This window comes from Sporosarcina sp. SAFN-015, assembly GCF_059415085.1.
In genome coordinates this window covers 303,517-319,613 of the sequence record NZ_JBPFDR010000002.1, presented here as the reverse complement: position 1 = coordinate 319,613, position 16,097 = coordinate 303,517, and the positions used below count along the sequence as shown (strand labels likewise).

At 44.6% G+C, this 16,097-nt stretch carries 27 protein-coding genes; all 27 read right to left on the bottom strand.

All coding sequences use genetic code 11. The features are described 5' to 3' along the window. Window positions 1–49: 49 nt before the first annotated feature. The 27 genes from secY to ACR65H_RS04485 all read right to left on the bottom strand — a co-directional run bounded on the left by secY (window position 50) and on the right by ACR65H_RS04485 (window position 16,072). Window positions 50–1,342, bottom strand: coding sequence for a preprotein translocase subunit SecY (gene secY, locus ACR65H_RS04615; protein ID WP_440498997.1), 1,293 nt, complete (start codon window positions 1,340–1,342; stop codon window positions 50–52). Next, window positions 1,342–1,782 (bottom strand): 50S ribosomal protein L15, encoded by a 441-nt coding sequence (gene rplO, locus ACR65H_RS04610; protein ID WP_060203448.1) that lies wholly within the window; start codon window positions 1,780–1,782, stop codon window positions 1,342–1,344. Before rplO ends, secY begins: the two co-directional genes overlap by 1 nt. A gap of 33 nt (window positions 1,783–1,815) precedes the next feature. After that, complete coding sequence (gene rpmD / locus ACR65H_RS04605; protein WP_224654333.1) at window positions 1,816–1,998, bottom strand: 50S ribosomal protein L30; 183 nt, start codon at window positions 1,996–1,998, stop codon at window positions 1,816–1,818. 13 nt (window positions 1,999–2,011) lie between these two features. Next, window positions 2,012–2,512, bottom strand: a complete 501-nt coding sequence (rpsE, locus tag ACR65H_RS04600) for a 30S ribosomal protein S5 (RefSeq protein ID WP_440498996.1) — start codon at window positions 2,510–2,512, stop codon at window positions 2,012–2,014. A 22-nt stretch (window positions 2,513–2,534) separates the two neighbouring features. Next, the gene (gene rplR, locus ACR65H_RS04595; protein ID WP_252504706.1) at window positions 2,535–2,897 is read right to left on the bottom strand and encodes a 50S ribosomal protein L18; all 363 of its coding nucleotides are present in this window, start codon (window positions 2,895–2,897) and stop codon (window positions 2,535–2,537) included. Window positions 2,898–2,931: 34 nt separating this feature from the next. Then, entirely contained in the window at window positions 2,932–3,471 is a 540-nt protein-coding gene (gene rplF / locus ACR65H_RS04590; RefSeq protein WP_440498995.1) for a 50S ribosomal protein L6, read from the bottom strand. Window positions 3,472–3,501: 30 nt separating this feature from the next. Beyond that, on the bottom strand, window positions 3,502–3,900 hold the full coding sequence (gene rpsH, locus ACR65H_RS04585) for a 30S ribosomal protein S8 (protein ID WP_060203437.1): 399 nt from the start codon (window positions 3,898–3,900) through the stop codon (window positions 3,502–3,504). Between the two features lie 29 nt (window positions 3,901–3,929). Then, entirely contained in the window at window positions 3,930–4,115 is a 186-nt protein-coding gene (gene rpsN / locus ACR65H_RS04580; protein WP_066366377.1) for a 30S ribosomal protein S14, read from the bottom strand. A gap of 19 nt (window positions 4,116–4,134) precedes the next feature. Then, window positions 4,135–4,674 (bottom strand): 50S ribosomal protein L5, encoded by a 540-nt coding sequence (gene rplE / locus ACR65H_RS04575; protein ID WP_440498994.1) that lies wholly within the window; start codon window positions 4,672–4,674, stop codon window positions 4,135–4,137. Window positions 4,675–4,700: 26 nt separating this feature from the next. Beyond that, window positions 4,701–5,012 carry a 50S ribosomal protein L24 gene (gene rplX / locus ACR65H_RS04570; RefSeq protein ID WP_060203433.1) on the bottom strand — a complete coding sequence of 104 codons (312 nt, stop codon included), beginning with the start codon at window positions 5,010–5,012 and terminating at the stop codon, window positions 4,701–4,703. A gap of 35 nt (window positions 5,013–5,047) precedes the next feature. Next, on the bottom strand, window positions 5,048–5,416 hold the full coding sequence (gene rplN / locus ACR65H_RS04565) for a 50S ribosomal protein L14 (protein ID WP_060203431.1): 369 nt from the start codon (window positions 5,414–5,416) through the stop codon (window positions 5,048–5,050). Between the two features lie 39 nt (window positions 5,417–5,455). Next, window positions 5,456–5,719, bottom strand: a complete 264-nt coding sequence (rpsQ, locus tag ACR65H_RS04560; RefSeq protein ID WP_147057446.1) for a 30S ribosomal protein S17 — start codon at window positions 5,717–5,719, stop codon at window positions 5,456–5,458. A gap of 17 nt (window positions 5,720–5,736) precedes the next feature. Further along, entirely contained in the window at window positions 5,737–5,937 is a 201-nt protein-coding gene (gene rpmC / locus ACR65H_RS04555) for a 50S ribosomal protein L29 (RefSeq protein WP_009499049.1), read from the bottom strand. Next, on the bottom strand, window positions 5,927–6,361 hold the full coding sequence (gene rplP / locus ACR65H_RS04550) for a 50S ribosomal protein L16 (protein WP_440498993.1): 435 nt from the start codon (window positions 6,359–6,361) through the stop codon (window positions 5,927–5,929). The genes rpmC and rplP overlap by 11 nt, the downstream gene beginning before the upstream one ends. Window positions 6,362–6,363: 2 nt before the next feature. Next, window positions 6,364–7,020 (bottom strand): 30S ribosomal protein S3, encoded by a 657-nt coding sequence (gene rpsC, locus ACR65H_RS04545; RefSeq protein WP_440498992.1) that lies wholly within the window; start codon window positions 7,018–7,020, stop codon window positions 6,364–6,366. Window positions 7,021–7,023: 3 nt separating this feature from the next. Next, window positions 7,024–7,368 (bottom strand): 50S ribosomal protein L22, encoded by a 345-nt coding sequence (rplV, locus tag ACR65H_RS04540; RefSeq protein ID WP_060203423.1) that lies wholly within the window; start codon window positions 7,366–7,368, stop codon window positions 7,024–7,026. 19 nt (window positions 7,369–7,387) lie between these two features. After that, window positions 7,388–7,666 carry a 30S ribosomal protein S19 gene (gene rpsS, locus ACR65H_RS04535; RefSeq protein WP_060203421.1) on the bottom strand — a complete coding sequence of 93 codons (279 nt, stop codon included), beginning with the start codon at window positions 7,664–7,666 and terminating at the stop codon, window positions 7,388–7,390. A gap of 63 nt (window positions 7,667–7,729) precedes the next feature. Further along, the gene (gene rplB / locus ACR65H_RS04530; RefSeq protein ID WP_440498991.1) at window positions 7,730–8,560 is read right to left on the bottom strand and encodes a 50S ribosomal protein L2; all 831 of its coding nucleotides are present in this window, start codon (window positions 8,558–8,560) and stop codon (window positions 7,730–7,732) included. Between the two features lie 33 nt (window positions 8,561–8,593). Next, window positions 8,594–8,878, bottom strand: a complete 285-nt coding sequence (rplW, locus tag ACR65H_RS04525; RefSeq protein WP_440498990.1) for a 50S ribosomal protein L23 — start codon at window positions 8,876–8,878, stop codon at window positions 8,594–8,596. Further along, entirely contained in the window at window positions 8,878–9,501 is a 624-nt protein-coding gene (gene rplD / locus ACR65H_RS04520) for a 50S ribosomal protein L4 (RefSeq protein WP_440498989.1), read from the bottom strand. Before rplD ends, rplW begins: the two co-directional genes overlap by 1 nt. Before the next feature lie 25 nt (window positions 9,502–9,526). Beyond that, the gene (rplC, locus tag ACR65H_RS04515; RefSeq protein ID WP_440498988.1) at window positions 9,527–10,156 is read right to left on the bottom strand and encodes a 50S ribosomal protein L3; all 630 of its coding nucleotides are present in this window, start codon (window positions 10,154–10,156) and stop codon (window positions 9,527–9,529) included. A 39-nt stretch (window positions 10,157–10,195) separates the two neighbouring features. Next, window positions 10,196–10,504, bottom strand: coding sequence for a 30S ribosomal protein S10 (gene rpsJ, locus ACR65H_RS04510; RefSeq protein ID WP_042478628.1), 309 nt, complete (start codon window positions 10,502–10,504; stop codon window positions 10,196–10,198). A 662-nt stretch (window positions 10,505–11,166) separates the two neighbouring features. After that, on the bottom strand, window positions 11,167–12,354 hold the full coding sequence (gene tuf, locus ACR65H_RS04505) for an elongation factor Tu (protein WP_440498987.1): 1,188 nt from the start codon (window positions 12,352–12,354) through the stop codon (window positions 11,167–11,169). Between the two features lie 125 nt (window positions 12,355–12,479). Next, on the bottom strand, window positions 12,480–14,558 hold the full coding sequence (gene fusA / locus ACR65H_RS04500) for an elongation factor G (RefSeq protein ID WP_440498986.1): 2,079 nt from the start codon (window positions 14,556–14,558) through the stop codon (window positions 12,480–12,482). Between the two features lie 235 nt (window positions 14,559–14,793). Further along, window positions 14,794–15,264 carry a 30S ribosomal protein S7 gene (gene rpsG, locus ACR65H_RS04495; protein WP_207959161.1) on the bottom strand — a complete coding sequence of 157 codons (471 nt, stop codon included), beginning with the start codon at window positions 15,262–15,264 and terminating at the stop codon, window positions 14,794–14,796. 35 nt (window positions 15,265–15,299) lie between these two features. Further along, window positions 15,300–15,722, bottom strand: coding sequence for a 30S ribosomal protein S12 (rpsL, locus tag ACR65H_RS04490; RefSeq protein ID WP_440498985.1), 423 nt, complete (start codon window positions 15,720–15,722; stop codon window positions 15,300–15,302). 101 nt (window positions 15,723–15,823) lie between these two features. Next, complete coding sequence (locus tag ACR65H_RS04485; RefSeq protein WP_440498984.1) at window positions 15,824–16,072, bottom strand: ribosomal L7Ae/L30e/S12e/Gadd45 family protein; 249 nt, start codon at window positions 16,070–16,072, stop codon at window positions 15,824–15,826. Between the last annotated feature and the right edge of the window lie 25 nt (window positions 16,073–16,097).

Below are 16,097 nucleotides of genomic sequence, written 5' to 3'. Positions count from 1 at the left end.
ATCATTATTCAAAACAGGAGTTAACCAAGAGGTACACCTATTAGGAATATTATTTCATGAACCCTTTGTAATGCCTTTTCACAAGTTGTGATTCAAGTTGTTTCATCGTTTCAAGGGCAACCCCGACGACGATGAGCAAGCTAGTTCCTCCGATTTGAGCGGACTGTGGAAGGTTCGCCAAATTGATGAAGAAAATCGGCATGACTGCTACGACGGCAAGGAAGATCGAGCCAACGAAAGTCAGTCTATACAAAGTGCTTGTTAAATAATTTTGCGTATTCTGCCCTGGACGAATGCCCGGGATATACGCACCTTGCTTTTTCAGATTGTCTGCCATATTTTCCGGATTCACCTGAATGAATGCATAGAAATATGTGAAAGCAAGGATTAATGCTACATAAAGAATCATTCCGATCGGTTCATTGTAATCGAACGTTCGAGTAATGAACTTCGTTACGCTGTTTTCGCCGAAAAATGTAGCGATTTGCTGAGGTGTAATGAAAAATGCCACAGCAAAGATTACCGGGATTACCCCTGCAGCATTCAATTTCAATGGTAAGTGCGTTTGTTGTGCGGCCGTAGTCTGTTGACGACCTGTCATACGTTTTGCATACTGAATTGGAATTTTACGGAGCGCTTCTTGTACGTAAACAACTCCGACGATGATCGCAATAATTACGATCAACAATAATGCCATCATAGCAAGGCGAATGAACAAAGCATCTCCCGCATCTTGAATTTGTGTTGCATACAGTTGGTTCACTGCGTTTGGAATAGCTGCGACGATACCCGCGAAGATGATAATGGAAATACCATTACCGACTCCTTTTGCGGTGATCTGCTCACCAAGCCAAAGCAGGAATGATGTACCGGCAGTCAAGACAATCGCAATCATCACATAAGTGGAAATACCTTCGCCTACTATGAGCGTACCGCCGAACATTTGGTTAAAACCGAATGACATGGCGATCGCTTGAATGAAAGCGAGGACGACTGTGAAATATCTTGTGAATTGAGCAAGCTTTCGTCTTCCGACGTCCCCTTGCTTCGCCCATTCAGTGAATTTCGGAACGACATCCATCTGCAATAATTGCACGATGATGGAAGCGGTGATGTAAGGCATGATTCCCATTGCAAAAATGGAGAACTGCGCTAAAGCGCCACCGCCGAATATGTTTAGAAATCCAATGAATTGGTTGTTTGATTGTTGCAAAGCCGTTGCGTCAACGTTAGGGACTGGGACGAATGTGCCGAGTCTAAATACGATGAGCACTAATAGTGTGAAAATGATTTTAGACCTAATATCTCTAACGCGCATAAAGTTGGAGATTGTCTGAAACATTAAATCACCTCTGCTTGCCCGCCCGCTTTCTCGATAGCCTCTTTAGCAGAAGCTGAGAATTTATGAGCTTTGACAGTAATCTTTTTCTCAAGAGTCCCATTTCCAAGAATCTTAATTCCTGATTTTTCATTGCTCACGATTCCAGTTTCAATTAGCAATTCAGGCGTAACTTCAGTACCTTCGTCAAAACGGTTAAGTACATCCAAGTTCACGATCGCATATTCTTTACGATTGATGTTCGTAAATCCACGCTTCGGAAGTCGTTGGAAAAGTGGAATTTGACCACCTTCGAATCCAAGACGAACACCGCCGCCGGAACGAGCGTTTTGACCTTTATGACCTTTACCGGAAGTTTTACCTGTACCGGAACCGATTCCACGACCAATGCGTTTACGTGCTTTACGTGCGCCTTCAGCTGGCTTCATATCGTGTAATTTCATCTTATCGGCACCTCCTTATTTCGAAAATGTGCATTATTGTTCTTTAACAGTGACCAAGTGGCTAACCTTGCTGATCATGCCACGAATTGCTACGTTGTCTTGATGTTCAACTGTCTGATTCAATTTACGCAGACCGAGAGCTTCAACTGTTTTACGTTGTGCCGGCTTAGCGCCGATTACACTTTTCGTAAGGGTGATTTCAAGTTTATTTGCCATTGTGTTTCCCCCCTTAACCTAACAGTTCTTCAACGGATTTGCCGCGCAATTTAGCAACCTCTTCAGCGCGTTTCAAACTCTTCAACCCTTCAATTGTTGCACGAACCATGTTGATTGGTGTGCTTGATCCTAGGGATTTTGAAAGGATATCCGTGATTCCTGCAAGTTCAAGTACCGCACGGACAGGTCCTCCGGCGATTACTCCTGTACCAGGTGCTGCCGGTTTGATGAGGATTTGTCCTGCACCGAAACGTCCGATAATTTCGTGTGGAGTCGTTCCTTTAACCATTGGCACTTCGATCAAGTTTTTCTTCGCATCTTCGATAGCTTTACGGATTGCATCAGGAACCTCTTGCGCTTTCCCTGTTCCAAAACCGACGCGGCCGTTTTTATCTCCGACAACGACAAGTGCTGTGAAGCGGAAACGACGTCCACCCTTTACCACTTTCGCTACGCGGTTGATCGTTACTACGCGTTCTTCGAATTCACTTCTATTCTGATCATTACGACGCATGAAATATGTCCCTCCTTCTTAATTAAAATTCCAGTCCATTTTCGCGTGCTGCGTCTGCAAGAGCTTTCACACGGCCATGGAATAGGTATCCGCCACGGTCGAAAACAACCGATTTGACATCCTTTTCAACGGCTTTCTTCGCGATCATCTCGCCGACTTTAGCTGCTGCTTCAGCATTCGCTTTAGAGTCCAATTCGAACCCTTTATCCATAGTGGAAGCACTTGCAATCGTAACGCCATTCACATCGTCGATTAGTTGTGCATAGATATGTTTGTTTGAACGATAAACATTCAAGCGTGGACGCGCTGGAGATCCGCTGATTTTCGTACGAACACGTGCGTGACGTTTTTTGCGGACAGCGTTCTTATCTTGTTTCGTGATCATCGTGGTCACTCCTTCCGAATGCCTTTACGCGGCATTATTTACCTGTTTTTCCTTCTTTACGACGGATTTGTTCGCCTTCGTACTTAATACCTTTTCCTTTATACGGTTCAGGTGGACGTACTTTACGAATGTTCGACGCCAAAGCACCGACGCGCTCTTTATTGATACCGCGAACGATGATTTTCGTATTTGCAGGAACTTCAACTTCAACTCCATCTTCCGGTGTGAATTCAACCGGGTGAGAGTACCCTACGTTCAATACGAGTTTATTGCCTTGAAGCTGAGCACGATACCCAACCCCAACAAGTTCAAGAGTACGTTCGAAACCTTTTGACACACCAGTTACCATGTTATCAAGAAGGGAACGAGTTGTTCCGTGGATGGAACGGTGTTCTTTCGAGTCAGACGGGCGAGTCAAAGTGATGATGTTGCCTTCTTGCTCGATTTTAATATCAGCATTAAATGTATTTGTAAGTTCGCCTTTCGGGCCTTTAACAGTAACAACGTTATTATCAGCGATAGTAACTGTCACGTTTTCAGGAACCTCGATCGGGCGTTTACCAATTCGGGACATTCCATTGCACCTCCATTCAATTGTTACAGATTACCAAACGTAAGCGACGACTTCTCCGCCTACTTGTTTTGCACGAGCTTCCTTATCAGTAAGGAGACCGTTTGACGTGGATACAAGGGCGATACCAAGGCCATTCAAAACTTTAGGAACTTCATTTGTTTTTGCATAAACACGAAGACCAGGTTTTGAGATACGTTTAAGACCAGTGATAACACGCTCGTTGTTTTGACCATATTTAAGGAAAATGCGGATAATGCCTTGTTTGCTATCTTCCACATATTCAACATCGCGTACGAAACCTTCGCGTTTCAAGATTTCAGCGATTTCTCTTTTCATGTTTGAAGCAGGTACCTCAAGCTTCTCGTGACGAACCATGTTCGCGTTACGGATGCGTGTAAGCATATCTGCGATAGGATCACTCATTGTCATTCCATTAACCTCCTTCCCAAGTTAGGGGATTACCAACTAGCTTTTTTAACGCCAGGAATTTGTCCCTTATATGCGAGTTCTCGGAAACAAATACGGCAAAGTTTAAATTTACGATATACGGAGTGCGGACGACCACAGCGCTCGCAACGTGTATATTCTTGAACTTTGAACTTTGGAGTACGTTTCTGTTTAACGATCATTGATTTCTTAGCCACGTTTTCGCCTCCCTTTAGTTTACTTTTGGAACGGCATGCCGAACTGCGTTAGCAACTCGCGTGCTTCTTCATCGGAGTTAGCAGTCGTAACGATGACGATATCCATTCCTCGTACTTTAGATACTTTATCGTAGTCAATTTCAGGGAAAATTAGCTGTTCTTTCACACCAAGTGTGTAGTTACCGCGACCATCGAATGCTTTCTTCGAAACACCTCGGAAGTCACGAACACGTGGAAGTGAAACTGAGATCAGCTTGTCCAGGAATTCATACATGCGCTCGCCGCGTAGTGTTACCTTCGCACCGATCGGCATTCCTTCACGAAGACGGAATCCGGCGATTGACTTTTTCGCTTTTGTTACAACCGGCTTTTGACCTGAAATAATAGTTAGATCTTCTACCGCTGCATCTAGCGCTTTAGAGTTTTGAACAGCATCACCAACACCCATGTTGATGACGATTTTCTCTACTTTTGGTACTTGCATTACTGAAGTATATTCAAACTTGCTCATGAGAGCAGGTGTGATTTCTTTCGAAAACTTTTCTTTTAAACGGCTCATCAGTTGGACCTCCTTTCATCCATTACTCATTTATCCAGCGCTTCACCGGATTTTTTAGCAATACGAATCTTTTTGCCATCTTCGAATTTATATCCTACGCGAGTAGGCTCACCTGTTTTAGGATCGATTGGCATGACGTTGGATACATGGATAGCTGCCTCTTGGCTGACGATTCCGCCTTGAGGATTCGCTTGGTTAGGCTTCGTATGTTTTTTTACAATGTTGACGCCTTCCACAAGTACGCGATCCTTTTTAGGGAAAGCAGCTAAGATTACTCCGGTCTTACCTTTATCTTTTCCGGTGATGACCATAACTTTATCGCCTTTTTTAACGTGCATTTCATCGCACCTCCTTGATTGGCACTGTCATGTGATTAAAGAACTTCTGGAGCTAGGGAAATGATCTTCATGAAGTTGCTGTCGCGCAATTCGCGTGCAACTGGTCCGAAAATACGTGTTCCACGTGGGCTCTTGTCATCACGGATGATAACACATGCGTTTTCGTCGAACGTAATGTAGGAGCCATCTTTACGACGCACTCCGCTCTTTGTACGAACGATAACTGCTTTGACAACGTCGCCTTTCTTGACAACGCCACCTGGTGTTGCTTTTTTCACTGTTACAACAACGATGTCACCGATATTTGCAGTTTTACGGCCTGTTCCGCCAAGCACTTTAATTGTTAGAACTTCACGTGCTCCTGAGTTATCGGCAACTTTCATACGGCTCTCTTGTTGAATCATTGAGGCTACCTCCTCTCGGAATTTACTTTCCGAACGTTATTAGATGATGACCGCTTTTTCGACTACTTCGATGAGGCGGAAACGCTTTGTAGCTGAAAGTGGACGTGTTTCCATAATGCGAACTACATCGCCGATTTTCGCTTCATTCAATTCATCATGGGCCTTGAATTTCTTCGAATACTTTACACGTTTGCCGTATAAAGAGTGCTTTTTGTGTGTCTCTACCATTACGGTAACCGTTTTATCCATTTTGTCGGATACTACACGGCCTGTATATACCTTGCGCTGGTTACGCTCAGTCATGGCTGCAACCTCCTTCATCAGTTATTTGCACTGATCTCTCTTTGACGTATTACAGTTTTCATGCGCGCAATCGATTTGCGAACTTCACGGATGCGTGCAGTGTTTTCTAATTGTCCTGTCGCTAATTGGAAGCGAAGGTTGAAAAGCTCTTCTTTCAGTGATTTCACTTTTTGCTCGATTTCTGCAGTTGTTAAGTCACGGATTTCTTTAGCTTTCATTAGATTCACCACCAATTTCTTCACGTTTTACAAACTTGCTCTTCACGGGCAGTTTGTGAGATGCGAGACGAAGTGCTTCACGGGCAACCTCTTCAGACACACCTGCGATTTCAAACATTACACGACCTGGTTTTACTACTGCTACCCAGCCTTCTACAGCACCTTTACCGGAACCCATCCGGACTTCAAGAGGCTTTTTCGTATATGGCTTATGTGGGAAGATGTTGATCCATACTTTACCGCCACGTTTCATGTAACGTGTCATTGCGATACGAGCAGATTCGATTTGACGGTTAGTGATCCAACCTGACTCAGTCGCTTGTAGGCCAAACTGACCGAATTGAACAGATGCTCCGCCTTTTGTAGCTCCGCGCATTTTACCACGGAACACACGACGATATTTAACGCGTTTAGGCATTAACATAATTAGTTGCCTCCTTCCTCAGAGTTCTTCTTCACTGGAAGGACTTCTCCCCGGTAAATCCATACTTTTACGCCAAGCTTACCATATGTAGTGTCAGCTTCTGCGTGTGCATAATCAATGTCTGCACGTAATGTATGAAGAGGAACAGTACCTTCACTGTAGTGTTCCGCACGAGCGATGTCAGCACCGCCAAGACGTCCGGATACTTGTGTTTTGATTCCTTTTGCACCAGAACGGATCGTACGTTGAATTGCTTGTTTTTGAGCACGACGGAATGATACACGGCTTTCCAATTGACGTGCGATTGATTCTGCAACCAATTTCGCGTCAAGGTCAGCACGTTTGATTTCTACGATGTTGATGTGTACACGCTTGCCAGTGATATCGTTCAACGATTTACGAAGTGCTTCAACTTCAGAACCGCCTTTACCGATCACCATGCCCGGCTTCGCAGTGTGGATTGTAATATTGACACGCTTTGCAGCACGCTCGATTTCCACTTTGGAAACTGCAGCGTCAACTAGGCGTTTTTCGATGTACTCACGGATTTTCAAGTCTTCGTGTAGAAGGTTCGCATAGTCTTTTTCTGCATACCATTTCGAATCCCAATCACGAATGATGCCAACCCGCAAACCATTAGGATGTACTTTTTGACCCACGAATTACCCCTCCTTCTTTTCGGATACCACTACTGTAATGTGGCTAGTACGTTTGTTGATCGCACTTGCACGACCTTGTGCACGTGGACGGAAACGTTTCATTGTTGGACCTTCATCAACGAATACTTCGCTGACGATCATGTTCTCAACATCCATTTCATAGTTGTGTTCAGCATTTGCGATTGCTGATTTCAATACTTTTTCTACAACCGGAGATGCCGCTTTCGGCGTCAGGCGTAGAATCGCGACAGCTTCACCGATTTTCTTGCCCCGGATAAGATCAACGACCAAACGGACTTTGCGAGGAGCAATACGGACTGTGCGGGCAGTAGCTTTTGCTTGTTGCATCAGATTAACCTCCTCTCAATTAACGTCTAGTTTTCTTATCGTCAGCGCCATGACCTTTGTATGTGCGCGTAGGTACGAATTCACCGAGTTTGTGACCAACCATATCTTCAGTCACATAGACAGGTACGTGCTTACGTCCGTCGTATACAGCAATCGTCAATCCGATGAAGGATGGGAAGATTGTGGAACGGCGAGACCAAGTTTTAATGACCTGTTTCTTTTGTGCATCTTTTTGAGCGTCGACCTTTTTCATTAGATGATCATCTGCAAAAGGTCCTTTTTTCAAGCTGCGGCCCATGGAAAAACCTCCCTCCGTGATGATTGTACTACGGTCCACTCACCGAACCGCAGTGTCATCACATTATTTTTTACGGCGACGAACGATAAGTTTGTCGGATTTGTTGTTTTTCTTACGAGTTTTGTAACCAAGAGCTGGTTTACCCCAAGGTGTAACTGGGCTCGGACGGCCGATTGGAGTACGTCCTTCACCACCACCGTGTGGGTGATCGTTAGGGTTCATGACAGATCCACGTACAGTTGGACGTTTGCCCATCCAGCGTGAACGACCTGCTTTACCGATGTTAATCAATTCGTGTTGTTCGTTACCTACTTGACCGATTGTTGCGCGGCAAGTTGATAGGATCATACGAACTTCTCCTGATTGTAGACGGATGATTACGTATTTGCCTTCACGTCCAAGCAATTGCGCGGATGTACCAGCAGAACGCACCAATTGTCCACCTTTACCAGGTTTCAATTCGATGTTATGGATTGTAGAACCCATTGGAATGTTTTCAAGTGGAAGAGAGTTCCCTACGCGGATGTCCGCTTCAGGTCCTGACATAACAGTCATGCCCACTTCCAATCCTTTTGGTGCAAGGATGTAACGTTTCTCCCCATCAGCATAGTTGATTAGGGCGATATTTGCAGAACGGTTTGGATCGTATTCGATCGTAGCAACGCGTCCTGGAATGCCATCTTTCCGACGTTGGAAGTCGATGACACGGTATTGGCGCTTATGGCCTCCACCTTGGTGACGAACAGTCATCCTACCTTGGTTGTTACGTCCGCCTTTACGCTTAAGTGGTTCAAGCAATGATTTTTCCGGCTTATCTGTTGTAATAGCAGAGAAGTCTGAAGTAGTCATATTACGACGTCCGTTGGAGGTAGGTTTGTATTTCTTAATCGCCATTGGTGTTCCCTCCTTCGTTTATTTACGAGTTAATTACATTTCGAAAAGTTCGATGTCTTTTGAATCAGCAGTCAAAGTTACGATCGCTTTGCGGCGTTTGTTTGTGTAACCAGCATGTTTGCCCATACGTTTGAACTTACCTTTGTAGTTCTGTACGTTGACTTTTTCAACTTTCACTCCGAAGATTTCTTCGATAGCTTGCTTCACATGTGTTTTGTTAGCGCGAGTATCAACTTCGAAAGTGTATTTTTTGAGTTCCATTTGTTCTGAAGAACGCTCGGTAATGACCGGACGTTTTAGTACATCACGTGCTTCCATTAACCAAGCACCTCCTCAATTTTTTGAACTGCATCTTTTGTAACGACGAGTTTGTCATGAGCGACGATGTCGAGAACGTTGATGCCGTTTGCTGTAACGACGCTGATTCCAGGGATGTTACGAGCGGACAATGCCACTGCTTCATCAAGGTCAGCTGTTACGAACAATGCTTTTTTATCGATTGAAAGATCTGTAAGGACCTTCGTGAATTCTTTTGTTTTTGGAGCTTCGAATGTTAGAGCGTCCAATACGATGATTTCTTCATCGCGCACTTTTGTTGAAAGCGCTGAAAGAAGAGCTAAACGACGAACTTTTTTAGGAAGCTTGTAGCTGTAGCTTCTTTGAGTCGGACCGAATACGATACCGCCTCCACGCCATTGTGGTGAACGGATCGACCCTTGACGAGCACGTCCAGTTCCTTTTTGGCGCCATGGTTTACGACCACCGCCAGCAACTTCTGCACGAGTTTTTACTTTATGGTTACCTTGACGCAAAGATGCGCGTTGTTGAACCAATGCTTCGAATAGGACAGCTTCATTTGGTTCGATTCCGAAGATCGCTTCGTTCAATTCGATATCGCCAACTGAAGAACCTGTCTGACTTAGTACGGATACTTTAGGCATTTTTGTTTCCTCCTTCCTTTAAGAATTAGTTCCCTTTGATTGCGCTTTTCACTGTGATAAGTGATTTGCGTGCTCCTGGAACGTTACCTTTTACTAGCAACAAGTTACGCTCAGCGTCAACTCGTACGATTTCAAGGTTTTGGATCGTAACAGTGTCTCCACCAGTACGTCCTGGCAATTTTTTACCTTTGAATACACGTTGTCCGTCAACCGCACCTAGTGAACCTGGTGCACGGTGGAAACGAGAACCGTGACTCATTGGTCCGCGTGAGAATCCGTGGCGTTTGATAACACCTTGGAACCCTTTACCTTTTGATACTCCTGTAATATCGACGATATCGCCTTCTGCGAATGTATCGACTTTGACTTCCTGACCAACTTCATACCCAGCTACGTCTACTCCGCGGAATTCGCGAATGAAGCGCTTAGGTGCCGTTTCAGCTTTTGCAACGTGTCCTTTTTCAGGTTTGTTTGCAAGCTTCTCACGTTTGTCGTCGAATCCAAGCTGGATTGCTTCGTAGCCGTCCGTTTCGTTTGTCTTCTTTTGAAGAACAACGTTTGGAGCAGCTTCAATCACAGTCACTGGAATGAGATCGCCGTTTTCAGCAAAAATTTGCGTCATGCCGACTTTTCTCCCTAAGATTCCTTTGGTCATTTGTCACACCTCCTGAATTAATTAGTTTTATTTTATCGATTAAAGTTTGATTTCAATGTCAACGCCAGATGGTAAATCGAGTTTCATCAATGCATCGACAGTTTGTGGTGTCGGGTTGACGATATCGATAAGACGTTTATGCGTACGCATTTCGAACTGCTCGCGCGAATCTTTGTACTTATGTACCGCACGAAGAATTGTATAAACAGATCTTTCAGTTGGAAGTGGTATCGGACCTGATACGCTTGCACCTGAACGTTTTGCTGTTTCTACGATTTTTTCAGCTGACTGATCAAGAATTCTGTGATCATATGCTTTTAAACGGATACGAATCTTCTGTTTTGCCATTACTTTCCCTCCTTCTCGCCTATTTTCTAGACATTCTCCACGGAAATTTCCCACACACGTGCCATGGCAAAGCGGCCGGGTGTGTCGGCAACCTCCCGCTTCATCGCAGTCAAAGACCAACATTCAACATTATACACAAGGAAAAAGAATCTCGCAACCCTTTTCGCGAAATTCTTTTCTCAGCTTTTTAATTATAATAGGATGTTGCTTATAATTCAACTGTTTTGTAGGATTTTACATGAAAAATAGTGAGGTTTTTCGCGAAGTGTGCAGCTTTTTGTGATTGCGTGGCTTGTGGAGTCTAAATGACTCCTTGGATATCTAAAATGTTATGAAAATTAATTATTAATAAAGGATACCATTTTAAAGTTTGCTTGTTCTGAGCGCTCGGAGCGATCTCTTGAGCGCGATAACGACTTCTTGAGCGCAGAACGGCCGGCTTTGAGCGCAGCAGTCGTTTCTTTGAGCGCGGGAGCGATTTCTTGAGCGCGATAACGACTTCTTGAGCGCGGAACGGCCGGCTTTGAGCGCTCGGAGGTCTGTTTTGAACGCGGCCACAATCCACGATCGTCACAACATCGTATTGTGCCAAATGTCATTGACACTAGCAAAATGGCTATCCAATTAAAAAATCCCGCACGAGTGCGGGATTTAAAAGTTTATTACTTTTCGATTGTAGCTACAACGCCAGCGCCTACTGTACGTCCACCTTCACGGATTGAGAATTTAGTACCTTCTTCAATCGCGATTGGAGCGATAAGTTCAACTGTCATTTCAACGTTGTCGCCAGGCATAACCATTTCTACGCCTTCTGGAAGAGAGATGATTCCAGTTACGTCAGTTGTACGGAAGTAGAACTGTGGGCGGTAGTTAGAGAAGAATGGAGTGTGACGTCCACCTTCTTCTTTTGAAAGAACATAAACTTCTGATTTGAATCTTGTGTGTGGTGTGATTGTACCTGGTTTTGCAAGTACTTGACCACGTTCGATGTCTTCACGAGCTACCCCACGAAGAAGTGCACCGATGTTGTCTCCAGCTTCTGCATAGTCAAGAAGCTTACGGAACATTTCAACACCTGTTACAGTAGTTGATTTTGGTTCTTCAGTCAAACCGATGATGTCAACAACGTCACCGACTTTAACTTGTCCGCGCTCAACACGTCCAGTAGCAACTGTACCACGGCCTGTGATTGAGAATACGTCCTCAACTGGCATCATGAATGGTTTGTCAGTGTCACGTGGTGGTGTTGGGATGTATTCGTCAACAGCGTTCATAAGCTCAACGATTTTTTCTTCCCATTCTGCTTCACCTTCAAGTGCTTTAAGAGCAGAACCTTTGATGACAGGAATGTCGTCGCCAGGGAACTCATACTCAGAAAGAAGGTCACGGATTTCCATTTCAACAAGCTCAAGAAGCTCTTCGTCGTCAACCATGTCACATTTGTTCATGAATACAACTAGGTAAGGAACACCTACTTGACGAGAAAGAAGGATGTGCTCACGAGTTTGTGGCATTGGGCCGTCAGCTGCAGATACAACTAGGATTCCGCCGTCCATTTGTGCTGCACCAGTGATCATGTTTTTAACGTAGTCAGCGTGACCTGGGCAGTCAACGTGCGCGTAGTGACGCTTGTCAGTTTCATACTCGATGTGTGAAGTATTGATCGTGATACCACGCTCTTTTTCTTCTGGTGCGTTATCTACGTCAGCGTAAGATTTCGCTTCTCCACCCATTCTTTTTGAAAGAACTGTTGCGATTGCAGCAGTCAAAGTTGTTTTACCATGGTCAACGTGACCGATTGTACCAACGTTAGCATGCTCCTTGGAGCGATCGAATTTCTCTTTACCCATTGTGGAATTCCTCCTTAAAAATATGAATGTTTTATTTTTTATAAGCATGGATGCTGGAGAAATTGTTCCCTCCAACTATCCATATCTTACAAGTAATCAATGATGGAAACAAGGATGAAGTTTAATTATTCACCTTTATTTTTCTTGATAACTTCTTCTGCAATTGATTTCGGAACATCTTCATAGTGATCGAATGTCATAGAGAATACTCCACGACCTTGTGTGTTCGAACGAAGTGAAGTTGCATAACCGAACATTTCTGCAAGTGGAACCATTGCACGAACAACTTGTGCGTTACCGCGAGCGTCCATACCTTCAACGCGACCACGACGTGATGTAATATCACCCATGATATCGCCTAGGTATTCTTCAGGAATGATGACTTCAACTTTCATCATCGGCTCAAGAAGTGCTGGGTTACATTTTGCAGCAGCATTTTTAAGTGCCATGGAAGCAGCGATCTTGAACGCCATCTCATTGGAGTCGACGTCATGGTAAGAACCATCGAATAGACGAGCTTTTACGTCGATCAACGGATAACCAGCAAGAACACCATTGTTTAAGGAATCGCGAAGACCTGCTTCAACGGATGGAATGTATTCACGAGGAACGACACCACCGACGATAGCGTTTTGGAATTCGAAACCTTTTCCTTCTTCGTTTGGAGAGAATTCGATCCAAACGTGACCGTATTGACCACGACCACCAGATTGGCGTACGAACTTACCTTCAACTTCCGCAGCGCTACGGAATGTTTCACGATAAGATACTTGTGGCGCTCCGACATTCGCTTCTACTTTAAACTCACGTCTCAAGCGGTCAACGATAATGTCGAGGTGAAGCTCACCCATACCTGCGATGATAACTTCTCCTGTTTCTTGGTCAGTATGTGCACGGAAAGTCGGGTCTTCTTCTTGAAGTTTCGCAAGAGCTGTACCCATCTTGTCCTGGTCGCCTTTTGTCTTCGGTTCAATTGCAACAGAGATAACCGGTTCTGGGAATTCCATGGACTCAAGGATGATTGGTGCTTTGTCGTCACAAAGCGTGTCACCTGTTCCAGTGTCTTTCAAACCAACTGCTGCTGCGATTTCACCAGCATGAACTTCAGCGATTTCTTCACGGGAGTTTGCGTGCATTTGTAGGATACGTCCTACACGCTCACGCTTGCCTTTTGTCGAGTTCTGTACATATGAACCCGATTGAAGAACTCCGGAATAAACACGGAAGAATGTAAGCTTACCAACATAAGGGTCTGTCATAACTTTGAACGCTAGAGCAGAGAATGGCTCTTCGTCGCTGGAATGACGCTCTTCTTCTTCTTCTGTATCCGGATTGATACCCATCATTGGTGGGATATCGATCGGAGATGGCAAGTAGTCAACAACTGCGTCGAGGACTAATTGAACACCTTTGTTTTTGAACGCAGTACCGCAAACAACAGGGTAGAATTCTACCGCAAGTGTCGCTTTACGGATTGCAGTTTTAATCTCATCTACTGTAAGCTCTTCGCCGCCGAGGTATTTTTCCATTAGATCTTCATCGAAGTCTACGATCGCTTCGACCAATTTCTCACGGTACTCTTCAGCTTGCGCACGGTATTCTTCCGGAATTTCTTCAATTGTTGTGTCCGTTCCGAGGTCATTACCGTACATAGTTGCTTTCATTTCAACGAGGTCGATGATTCCGCTGAATGAATCTTCGGAACCGATCGGAAGTTGAATCGGGTGAGCATTCGCTTGTAGACGGTCATGAAGAGTGCCTACAGAGTAAAGGAAGTCTGCACCTGTTTTATCCATCTTGTTTACGAAAACAAGACGTGGAACTTTATAGTTTGTCGCTTGGCGCCAAACTGTTTCTGTTTGTGGTTCAACACCCGATTGAGCGTCAAGAACTGTAACAGCACCATCTAATACGCGAAGTGAACGTTCAACTTCAACTGTGAAGTCTACGTGTCCTGGAGTATCGATGATGTTTACACGGTGGCCTTTCCAAGAAGCTGTTGTTGCAGCGGAAGTGATCGTGATTCCACGCTCTTGCTCCTGCTCCATCCAGTCCATTTGGGAAGCCCCTTCGTGTGTTTCTCCAATCTTATGGATCTTACCTGTGTAAAAAAGGATCCGCTCGGTCGTCGTCGTCTTTCCGGCGTCGATGTGAGCCATGATACCAATGTTACGAGTATTCTCTAAGGAGAACTCTCTAGCCATTTTGTATAACTCCTTCCGTTTCGGATTAAGGTGTCAATCAATCACGCCTCGGCGTGATTGCGTCGGGATTTTTTCGAGCGAGTTCGAAAACTCGCCTAAAAAATCCGTGACATCCGCCGGAGGCTTTTATCTTTGTTCAGCATTATAACATCCGCTTAGCAGTATACAAAATTGCATGGATAACGCTATATATAGCGGTGGCAGTTTCTGCTGAATAAAGGTAAAACGTCCGATCTTACCAACGATAGTGAGCGAATGCTTTGTTCGCTTCTGCCATCTTGTGCATTTCTTCACGGCGTTTCACAGATGCACCTGTGTTGTTGGAAGCATCAAGGATTTCATTCGCAAGACGCTCTTCCATTGTTTTCTCACCACGTGTGCGGGAGTAGTTCACAAGGTAACGCAATCCGAGAGTTGTACGACGTTCAGGACGAACTTCGACTGGAACTTGGTAGTTCGCACCACCGACACGGCGAGCACGTACTTCAAGTACAGGCATAACATTGTTCAATGCTGCTTCAAATACTTCAATAGGATCTTTACCAGAACGTTCTTTAACAAGTTCAAACGCACCATAGAGGATTTTTTGTGATGTACCTTTTTTACCGTCTACCATCATTTTGTTGATAAGACGAGTGACAAGCTTGGAATTGTAAATCGGATCCGGTAATACGTCGCGTTTTGCAACAGGACCTTTACGAGGCATATTGTTTTCCTCCTTTCGAAATAATCATTTCGTTATTAGTTTTTCTTTTCTTTAGGTTTTTTCGCACCGTATTGTGAACGGCTTTGCATACGGCCAGTAACACCAGCAGTATCAAGCGCTCCACGTACGATGTGGTAACGAACACCCGGTAAGTCTTTTACACGTCCTCCGCGGATAAGAACAACGCTGTGCTCTTGAAGGTTGTGGCCTTCACCAGGGATATATGCGTTCACTTCTAGAGTGTTTGTCAAACGAACACGCGCATATTTACGAAGAGCCGAGTTCGGTTTCTTCGGAGTCATTGTACCCACACGAGTACAAACACCTCTTTTTTGTGGCGAGTTGACATTTGTCATCGACTTTTTGAAGCTGTTATAGCTTTTTCCGAGTGCTGGTGCCTTGGAAGTGTCCGATTTCGATTGACGAGGTTTACGGACCAATTGATTAATTGTAGGCATCGGATTTCCTCCTTTCACTGTGCTTTTTGTAAGACCACACATCCAGGTGGTTCATTTTTGGGGTAAAAACAAAGTCTTTGTGTTTATTCACACAAAAACCATCATACAGTAATGGCGACGACGGACGCACCGACTTGAATGCCGCATGCCTGACCGAGTTTTTCCCTCGAATCGACATAACTTACTTGAATGCCGTGACGCGCTGCTTCTCCGACTATGGGATCAATCAGCTTTTCTTCGGCATCTCTCGCAATGACGACTTCTCTCACCACGCCAGACTTTATCGCTTTCACTGTTTGCTTTGTACCGATGATTGTCTTCTTTGCCTGCTCGACTTTTTCATAAGACATTCGTACATCCTCCAAAGTACAGACA